10 protein-coding genes are annotated in these 9,179 nt (G+C 46.1%); all 10 read left to right on the top strand.

The features are described from left to right. On the top strand, positions 1-2,123 hold a 2,123-nt coding region (locus QQF33_RS03155; RefSeq protein ID WP_285157353.1), incomplete at its 5' end, for a type VI secretion system Vgr family protein. Positions 2,124-2,154: 31 nt separating this feature from the next. Next, on the top strand, positions 2,155-2,667 hold the full coding sequence (locus QQF33_RS03150) for a DUF3828 domain-containing protein (protein WP_285143867.1): 513 nt from the start codon (positions 2,155-2,157) through the stop codon (positions 2,665-2,667). A 13-nt stretch (positions 2,668-2,680) separates the two neighbouring features. After that, positions 2,681-5,452 carry a hypothetical protein gene (locus QQF33_RS03145; RefSeq protein ID WP_285157352.1) on the top strand — a complete coding sequence of 924 codons (2,772 nt, stop codon included), beginning with the start codon at positions 2,681-2,683 and terminating at the stop codon, positions 5,450-5,452. Beyond that, positions 5,439-6,023, top strand: a complete 585-nt coding sequence (locus tag QQF33_RS03140; protein WP_285157351.1) for a hypothetical protein — start codon at positions 5,439-5,441, stop codon at positions 6,021-6,023. Before QQF33_RS03145 ends, QQF33_RS03140 begins: the two co-directional genes overlap by 14 nt. Before the next feature lie 100 nt (positions 6,024-6,123). Further along, a complete protein-coding gene (locus QQF33_RS03135) occupies positions 6,124-6,318 on the top strand; it encodes a hypothetical protein (RefSeq protein ID WP_285149750.1) in 195 nt (64 codons plus the stop codon). Between the two features lie 19 nt (positions 6,319-6,337). Continuing rightward, the gene (locus tag QQF33_RS03130; protein ID WP_285149751.1) at positions 6,338-6,694 is read left to right on the top strand and encodes a hypothetical protein; all 357 of its coding nucleotides are present in this window, start codon (positions 6,338-6,340) and stop codon (positions 6,692-6,694) included. A 38-nt stretch (positions 6,695-6,732) separates the two neighbouring features. Then, positions 6,733-7,311, top strand: coding sequence for a hypothetical protein (locus QQF33_RS03125; protein WP_285157350.1), 579 nt, complete (start codon positions 6,733-6,735; stop codon positions 7,309-7,311). Between the two features lie 134 nt (positions 7,312-7,445). Then, a complete protein-coding gene (locus QQF33_RS03120; RefSeq protein WP_285157349.1) occupies positions 7,446-7,919 on the top strand; it encodes a hypothetical protein in 474 nt (157 codons plus the stop codon). A 17-nt stretch (positions 7,920-7,936) separates the two neighbouring features. Next, the gene (locus QQF33_RS03115; protein WP_285149754.1) at positions 7,937-8,200 is read left to right on the top strand and encodes a PAAR domain-containing protein; all 264 of its coding nucleotides are present in this window, start codon (positions 7,937-7,939) and stop codon (positions 8,198-8,200) included. Between the two features lie 2 nt (positions 8,201-8,202). Continuing rightward, a partial coding sequence (locus QQF33_RS03110) for a hypothetical protein (protein ID WP_285157348.1) occupies positions 8,203-9,179 on the top strand: 977 nt, incomplete at its 3' end.

The following is a 9,179-nucleotide window of genomic DNA, read 5'->3' as shown; positions in this document are numbered from 1 at the left end:
TGTTTGACGGGACACCGGCGCTGCCGGTGCGGACGGTTTTTGGCGTAGTGGCGTCCTTTCGCCGCGTGTCCACCTCGAATGATGACACCCATTACGCGCTGACGATCGTTCCCCGTATTGCCCTTCTAGGCTATACGAAAGGGAGCGAGATCTATCTCAATCAGTCGGTTATAGAGGTGGTTGAACAGGTATTGCGTAAGCACGGTCTGGAAGGTCCTGATTTTGAGTTCCGTCTCTCCCGTGAGTATCCATCCCGGGAGCTCATCACCCAGTGGCGGGAAACCGACCTTGAGTTTATCCAGCGTTTGCTGGCAGAAGTGGGCATTTACTGGCGCTATGAAATGGACAGCCGTCTTGAACAGGATGTGGTTATTTTCCAGGACAGCCAGCAGCAGTATGAATTTGGTGTCACCCTGCCATTGCGCAATCAGGCCGGGATGAGTGACAGCGGGCAGGAGAGCATCTGGGATATTCAGGCTGGCTACAATGTCGTGAGCGGGAGTGTGGCCACCCGTGACTACAACTACCGTGAAGCACTGAAACCTCAGGACAGTTCCGAAAGCATTTTCAGCAAGGAAGGGATCACCACCGGGGAGACGTACCATTATGCGGAGCCCTTTCTGACAGAAGGTGATACTGAAAGCACAGAGACCGGAGCATATTTCGCCCGTCTGCGTCACGAACGCATTCTGAATGCGCAATATCACGTCACCGGGCATTCCTCCAGCCCACATCTGGCTCCAGGTCAGGTACTGGAAACTGACGGAACGCTTCCTGATACCGTAAGGGAAGGCATCGTCATCACCACGGTGCGCACCAGCGGCTCACGAAAAAGTAGCTTTACTCTGACCTTTGAAGGCATCCCGTATAGCGAAACCGTCTGTTATCGTCCGAGGTTACTCAATCGCCCGGTGATATCCGGAACGCTTCCCGCCCGGGTGGAAAGCACACAAAAAGGCGACATCTATTCCTGGCTCGACCCGGAAGGGCGCTACCGTGTGAAACTGGACTTTGACCGTAACAGTCCTGAACAGGGTTATGCCTATTTGTGGCTGCGGCTGGCTAAACCCTATGCCGGTGATACCTACGGCTTCCACTCTCCGCTTATCGACGGAACTGAAGTGGCCGTCATTTTCGACAACGGGGATCCTGATCGCCCCTATATCGCCTATGCCCTGCATGACTCAGAACATCCGGACCATGTCACCAGTGACAATCATACGCGGAACGTGTGGCGTACCCCGGCGAACAATAAGTTGCGGATGGAGGATAAGCGCCAGGAAGAGCATATCAAGCTCGCGACGGAATATGGCAAAACGCAACTAAACATGGGACACCTGGTCAATGGCCAGCGTGAAAAGCGCGGTGCCGGTTTTGAACTGCGTACAGACGAGCATGGCGCAGTTCGGGCTGCAAAAGGGCTGTTCCTGACAGCGGATGCCCAGTCCAAAGCCCAGGGGCCGGTGCTGGAAATGGCCCCTGCGATAAGTCAGATTAACCAGGCCAACAGCCAGATGCAGGCGCTGAACAGCGCAGCTGTTGCCGCCGGAGCGCTGGTCTGCGACATCAATACCCAGATTAGTCTCGTGACCGACAAAATCAAAGACCTCCAGTCTTCGGTCCTGCTGGGTAGTGCTCCGCAGGGGGTAGCATTTACCTCAGGTGAACATCTTCAGCTCAGCAGTACCCGCAATACCATGATCAATGCCGGTCAGCATCTTGATATCGGTGCGATGAAGAATCTGTCTGTAACGGTAGAAAAAGCCCTGGGTATGTTTGTCCATAAAGAAGGGGCTAAGCTGGTTGCTAACCAGGGAGACATCGAGATTCAGGCTCAGCACAACACGATGGCACTGTTTTCTGAAAAGCAGCTGACGGTGACCAGCAGTGAAGACGAAATTATTATCAGCACCCCGGAAACCCTGACACTGAACGGTGGCGGGTCTTACCTGAGGCTGAGTAAGAACGGGATTGAGCATGGTTCATCTGGTGAGTTCATTATGAAAACGTCTGACTATCTGGTACCAGGCTCGGGCGCAAACCTTCCCAACGAAACACCCAATTTCAGCCTGACGGATATCGCTCAGGAGAGCAAAATTAGCAGTAAGTCTTTTAACGACTAATGAAAATGACGAACAAATTCGGATATTTGCCATGAACATTCCCAAGAAAATTTATTCTTTATTAACTGCTGTGCTCTTGCTGGTCAATTTTAGTGTTCATTCCGCTACTGATTACAAAGAAAGCCCAGCACAGGTTGCGAAAGAATTTTATTCATTATATATGGATTATTACTTCAAAATGGTACCTCCTGATGCCACTATATTTAATTCAATGATGAATAAATATGTCACCCCCCGATTCAATAAAGAAATAAAGGAAGCTAAAATATGTGAGGCTGGGCATGATCCAGTATGTAACATCGATGATGTTGAACCTAAACTGGGATATGTCTATATCATCAGGGCGCAAGATGCCTACGATGACTGGAAAGAAATTAAAGCTGAAATAGTTAAACCTGGTAAAAAACAGTCCAGCGTTAAAATTTATCTAGGGGGTGCACAGGAAAAACCACAGATTATTATAGTTGCCATGATTAAAAATAATGGACAGTGGCAAATCGATAATGTTTCAGACTTCAGACCAGCCCCCTACCGCTTCCAGTAGTTGAGATGATTTTATGTGGAATAAAGATTCGGCAATATCACACCTTAATGCTAATGCTCATAAGCACAGTCAGCGTAATTGTGCAGCCTATGTAACGCAAGCAATTGAAGCTGGAGGCATGACGATAAAAAGACCAGCCCCTCGTTCAGGATTAAAATACCCCGCAGCCGCTGATTATGGAAAACCTATAAATAAAAAGGGATTTGTACCTGTTTATACATATGCTGGAAATGGTGCCCCGTTATCAGATGTCACATCAGTTCCAGGACAACAGGCAGGTGATGTTGTCGTTATTCAGCCCATCCCTGGTCATCCATATGGGCATATGGCGATGTTCAATGGGACTCAATGGATTTCAGACTTCAGGCAGGAGCAGCTTGGTTTTTATCCGGGACATGCCTATCAGAAATTAAAACCCGCATTTATCATGTACCGTTTTGGCGCTGAGGATCAATCCCAGGAGCAAAATGACAGTAATAAAAATAAACAACTAAAGATTTGCTTCCCCATCACAAAGCAAGGTGGTCAGGAATTCTCAACGACAGAAGATATTCTTTCCCACCTTGGTGGTGAATCCACCGGACAATACACGATCGGTCGCAGCGGTATGTGGCATGGCGGTATCCATATCACCCACGCCACAACCCCCTGGTGTGCCCTGAGTGGTAGCGCACCGTTGGAGGCATTCGATTTTCCTGTTGCTTTTAAAGGCGAGCAGGCTATACGTTGCATGGCTGATGGGGAAGTCGTTGCATATCGTGTCTGCAAGGATTATCTGACGCTAGGCTGGGAATCTGGTCCGCTAAGTTTTTCGGGGTCATTTGTCCTAGTAAAACACTATATTCAACCAGGTGAGAAAGAGTCCAGCGGACTGCATTTCTACACCTTGTATATGCATCTTGCGCCGTATTCAGCCTATGAAAGTGCGAAAAAAATCCACTGGATAACTCAGGATACGCTCTCTGGATATTCAGAAGCCGACTGGTTGATTATGGATTTGAGCCGCAGCGACCAGAGACCAGCGAGTGCAGGCAATGTCAACAAAGGGACTCCTGTTACCTGGGATGCCTCAGACACTTCCCTCACCGCCACCCAGGGGGGACGTACTTATGGATTGGCAACTCTGAACGCGGATAGCGGAAAACTGAAATCGGGCCAAAGAGTCTGGATGCTGGTCGACAATAACAACATTAAACCGGCGCCAGGAAGTGGCCCTGGCTGGTGGGATCATTTGGTTCCACCAGCAAAAGAAGTCATGGTTTTTGATAAAACAGTCAGTCTCAGTTCACCTCTCCCTATCAAGGCCGGTGACTCGATTGGGCACATGGGCTACTATCAGGCACCAAAGGACGGGGGATATGAGGCGAGATATCAGGTTCATATTGAATGTAACAGCATGGATGATAATCTGGAAAAATTCCTGACCAACCCAGAAAAAGTGGGGGAGAAAAACCCACTCTGGTTGAAGTATTCTCCAGGCCTTGCTCTCTTCACAAAAGATACCGCTAAATGCACCTTCGCAAAGGGCGCGACATCGACAACGCGGACAGGCATTTTACCGCTGAGTAAGGTCACTACTGAAACTGATACATCAACAAAACAGGAATACTGGCAACTGCGGCCAGAAAATGCCTACGCGCTAAAAGGGCAGGCTGAGCCTCAGCTTTTGTCTCAGTACGACCTGGCTAAATTGGGTTTTAGAACGGAAACCGCAGAGCCTGAAAGCTTTGATTACCTGGATGGAAAAAAACAGCCCACTGGATTCTTCCGCAACCTCATCGACTCACTCTACCAGGCCGCGACCGAAGATACGCGAACCAGTCATGCTCTCGTGAAGCATAATTATCAGCGCCTGCTGGATAAAATTGACAGCGGAAGCGACCGTTATTCTCCAATGGAGTATTGGAGAGCACTTCATAATCCCGACTATCGTGACGTCATCCAGAAAACAATCGTAAAACATCCCAGCGACTGGTACTTTAAAAAAGGCGATGCTATCTGGCAACCATTCCTTAATGCACTGAAGAAAGATGCTCCTGAATGGAAGAAATACAGCGAAGATTTCCTGGATAAGATGGCATGGATGCAGGATGTTACATCTGAAAAACTTGGCCCTTCCTTATGGCATATGCATCCGATTGCGTTTCTTGGTGCATTAATAAAGAAAAATACTGGGTGGGCGCATAGCAAGTTTGCGGACTTTTTGGGGCATGTTGAATCTAAAAATGATTACACTGCTTACAATGTTCACGTGACTTATAAGCCTCACTATAAGACTAATCTAACCGAGATGACTATTAAGGAAGTTAGAGCTTCACAGAATGATTCATCTTCGAACGGTCTATTTGCAACAGGGCGCTTCCAGATAACCCCAGATGCACTAAAAGGAGCCATTTCTTCATTGGGGCTTGATATTAATCAAAAATATAATGAAGAAATGCAAGATAAAATCTTTGAAGAATACTTAATAAAAATAAAAAGACCCGATATCATTAATTATCTTGAAGGTAATGGTAGCGTTGAGGATGCGATTTATGCGTGGGCAAAAGAATTTGCATCTGCTGGTGTCCGCAAAGGTAAGGAAATAAGCCCTTCGAAAACAGAATTCGAAACATTGCCGGATGGTAATTTCAAATTAGATAGTAAGGGTCATAAAATACACAAGAGAAGATTTGCTAAGAGTGAAGGTGTTTCTTATTATTCTGGCGATGGCGTTAACGCTGCACATATTAAACCTGACGATATGGTAAAAGTATTAATGGAGTCGAAAAATGAAGGCAAGTAAATTTTTGATTTTTAGCCTGTGTTTCATTTCTACGTTTTCTTTTGCAAACGACACTAATGGACCTCAATTTTCAGATTACGCAACAAAAATAAGTACAGGGCCATTTGTCCAAAAATTAGATTTAACTGGAGAGCAGTTACAGTCTACGCAAAAATGGAAGTCATTTATGCAGAAAGAGCTTGTGGCGCCCGTAAATTTCGCTGGGCACTATCGAGTTTACATTAGCAACAATGGTCAATTTCTAAAAGAATGTGGGAATGATGGCTGGGCATGCGGATGGATCATCGATAAATTGACTGGTCATATTGTTTCCACACTGCCTACATTTAATGGAAATGCAAAATACCATTCAACCACAGACAATGGAACACCCTCTCCAGATGCATTTGATGCAACATATTACCCTAACTCAACAATGATGCTCATATATGGTGAAAATAATCCACCTGAAGAGAGTGATAAAATAAAATGCGCTAACTCTCTGTATGACTTTAAAAACAATATCTTTAATAAGATCATGTCAACCGAGTGCGATATAGACCATGGCGATGACCCAGCTTACGGTTCATAAGAGCAATGCCGGGTGGGGTCTGGCTGAAACGGATAAATCAACAAAACAGGAATACTGGCAGCTGCGACCAGAAAATGCCTACGTGCCTAAAGGCTAGGCTGTGCCACAACTGTTATCACAGTATGATTTGGCAAAGTTGGGTTTCAGAACTGTAACCGCAGAGCCTGCCAGCTTTGATTATCTGGATGAAAAAATACAGCCTGTTGGATTCTTCCGCAACCTTATCAACTCACTTTACGAAGCTGCGATCGTTGCTCTCCAATGGAATACTGGAGAGCACTTCATAGTGTTATGAAAAGCCAAGGGTTAATAAAATGAAGGCATTGATTATATTATTACTCTCTTTTTCACCTATGATTTCACATGCTGAAGATTATTGTTCAAGTGTATCTGACAAAGCAGATACAGAAAGAGCGATTATCCCTAGCAGTGATTCTGGTTATAAAGTGTCAGGGAAGGGACGTGCTTATTTCTACTCAGCCCCGGATGAAAAGTGCGCAATCAAAAATCTATTTATAATACCAGGCGACCTTGTTAATGCATCAGCAGATTATAACAATTATACATATATAATGTATTTTACAAAAGACGGTAAAGATGTGGAAGGGTGGGTAAAGTCTAATCAACTAACACCAACAGGAACCGGCATCGGACCATCAGATAATAATTGAAGCAGGGTAGGGATTAATTTTTTACTCATAGGGGAATAATGAAAACTAAAATAAAACTCATTTTGACAGCTTTAGTTTTAATGGCTTCGGCAACATATGCTCAATGTAAAGATGTTGACAGGTCTAACCCACAGTTTTCAGACTACCTAGTTCCCGTAAGTAACGGGCCATGTGAAAGAAATATTCACTTTAATAAAGAACAGGAAAACTACTCGCAACATTGGAAAAATGCAGTTCAAGAGCAACTAAAAAAGCCTGTTAATTTTGCAGGACACTTTAGAATCTATACAGCCTTTGGCGGTCATGGTAAAGAATGCCTTCGTGATAATTGGGTATGTGGTTGGGTTATTGATAAACTATCAGGGGAGGTTGTCGCAACACTACCATCAGATACTAATGGTAGTTATAATTATGCTGATATTTCTGATAATGGCACCCCTGTTGGTCTTCCATTTGAGATTGATGCTTATAAAAATAGTTCAATGATTGCATTAACAGGTCAATCTATCTCAGTAAACAAGAGTGATAGTCCTGTATGTAAAACGGCCTTATTTAATTTCAACAATAGTGGATATGTGAAATTGATCGAATCACTGGAAGGATGTAACAATCAATGACCTCTCATAAAGATTCATCATAACGAGAATCCTACCCCAGAAAATTCGGACGCAGCATGTATCAGCGGACGAGCTGGGTTGAGTTACTAAACTCAACCCTAACCCAGTGATAAATGTTAATTTAGGCTAGCCAAATGGACTTTAGAGCGACTGAGTTAGTGCCCTACATTTTATTTGCATTCCTCACATGTAATAATTTCGCCATTGCAGATGAAGTACCAAGGATAAATACGTATTCAGAAAATAATACGTGTAGAATAAAAATCAATGACGACCTTGTTGATAGTTACAAATGTGAATTTTATCGCGCACCATCAGTATTATCGTTTTCATATTTGTACGAAGCCAGAAAACAAATAATAGTATTTATTGATAGCCCATTGGGAAATGCATGCGATGGGGGCCCATTACATGTGTTTAGCAAAACGGAAGATGAGAAATACAAACATCTGAAGACTATTGATTTCTGTGGGGGTCATTATCCATCAATAACCAGTGGCCCAGAAACATTCAGAATAAACATTCCTTCAATCTCTGTTGACGGCACGGATAAGAAAATCCCAGCTGAGACATGGGAATTAAAGAATGATGAATTAGTTAAGAGATAAGAAAGAGGAATCTAATAATGCTCCAGATTATCCGTAAAGGCGATAAAACCACTCACGGTGGTTCGGTACAGACCGCTTCCGAAACGATGAAATTCGGTGGTATCGGCGTTGCCCGCAAAGGCGACAAAGTGTCCTGCCCGGTCGAGGGGCACGGACCAACTACCATCGTAGAAGGTAATCCTGATTATCTTGACCATGGTATCCCGGTTGCATTTCACGGTCACAAATGTGCCTGTGGTTGCACGTTGATCAGTTCATTTGCCGCTGCAAAGGTTGCCTGATTATGCCCGTCTGGCTGGATGCCATCCCTGAAAAGGCCCCTAAGATACCGCGTCCCGGCACCGGGCGTTGGCTGCTCTTTCTCGCGTTTGTCATGCTGGGGGGCATAGCGCTTACACTATGGTGCTGGACATCAGAGCGAACCGGATTTGTCTTCTGGTTTACCGCTCTGGGCCTTCCTTTTTGCACCTGGGGGCTTCTTTTCGGTTTACGTAGGGTTGCCTATAAAGCAGAGCAGGTTGGAGCTGAGTCGCGTAATGTCGACCGTGAAGCTCTCATCGACAGTGAAATTCTTCGCGGTCAGCGCTGTGCATGGATCCTCGGTACATACATTCAGGCCCCGGCCGGAAACAAAGCCGATGACCTGCTTGAGGCAATGAAAGTCGCAGCCCCCGCTATCGACTTCTCCCACCCGAGAGGATGCGACAAACCGGTCAGATACGCGGCATTAACAGAATACCAGTCTGATTTAACTAAGGCCCTGACGGCTGCGGTGACTAAACTGACCACGCGTGTAGAAGGGATAGTTCAGCCGCTTCCGCCGGAGCTGCCGTGCTGGCTGGTGCTGGATTGTGATAACGACCTTTACCCCTTGATTGAAGAGCAGCTTAAGGCCGATCTATCACTAAAGACCGGCAGGATTTTTCGTCTGATGTCCGGAAAAGGGCTGAGCGCATTCGATGCCTGGCTGGACAAGCGATGGGACAATCCAGGCATTCTGGTTGCCATCACGCTGTCGTTACCGGCGTCCCCCCGGGAAGATGACGCAGATGCCGTCTCGATGGTGGTATTGAGCAACCGTAAAGCCCACGCCTGGCCGGATGCACTCCGCCTTAGTCGCCCCGAAAGGGGAGCAGAAACAACGCTCACAAAGACACTCACCCGGGCGCTGCTCTGGGCGAAGACCAGACCCGATGAACTCAAAGGAAGCTGGATCTCCGGTCCTACATTGACCTCCGGAAGCGGCTGGAATAATGCCTG

Source organism: Lelliottia wanjuensis (assembly GCF_030238365.1).
GTDB classification, from domain to species: domain Bacteria; phylum Pseudomonadota; class Gammaproteobacteria; order Enterobacterales; family Enterobacteriaceae; genus Enterobacter; species Enterobacter wanjuensis.
Note: the sequence above shows the minus strand (reverse complement) of the source record. Positions and strands in the feature narration are given on the sequence as shown.

Bases quoted from the DNA above. Each gene is read 5' to 3' on its own strand.
- QQF33_RS03150 (WP_285143867.1), top strand. From the start codon at position 2,155: ATGAACATTCCCAAGAAAATTTATTCTTTATTAACTGCTGTGCTCTTG.
- QQF33_RS03145 (WP_285157352.1), top strand. From the start codon at position 2,681: ATGTGGAATAAAGATTCGGCAATATCACACCTTAATGCTAATGCTCAT.
- QQF33_RS03140 (WP_285157351.1), top strand. From the start codon at position 5,439: ATGAAGGCAAGTAAATTTTTGATTTTTAGCCTGTGTTTCATTTCTACG.
- QQF33_RS03130 (WP_285149751.1), top strand. From the start codon at position 6,338: ATGAAGGCATTGATTATATTATTACTCTCTTTTTCACCTATGATTTCA.
- QQF33_RS03125 (WP_285157350.1), top strand. From the start codon at position 6,733: ATGAAAACTAAAATAAAACTCATTTTGACAGCTTTAGTTTTAATGGCT.
- QQF33_RS03120 (WP_285157349.1), top strand. From the start codon at position 7,446: ATGGACTTTAGAGCGACTGAGTTAGTGCCCTACATTTTATTTGCATTC.
- QQF33_RS03115 (WP_285149754.1), top strand. From the start codon at position 7,937: ATGCTCCAGATTATCCGTAAAGGCGATAAAACCACTCACGGTGGTTCG.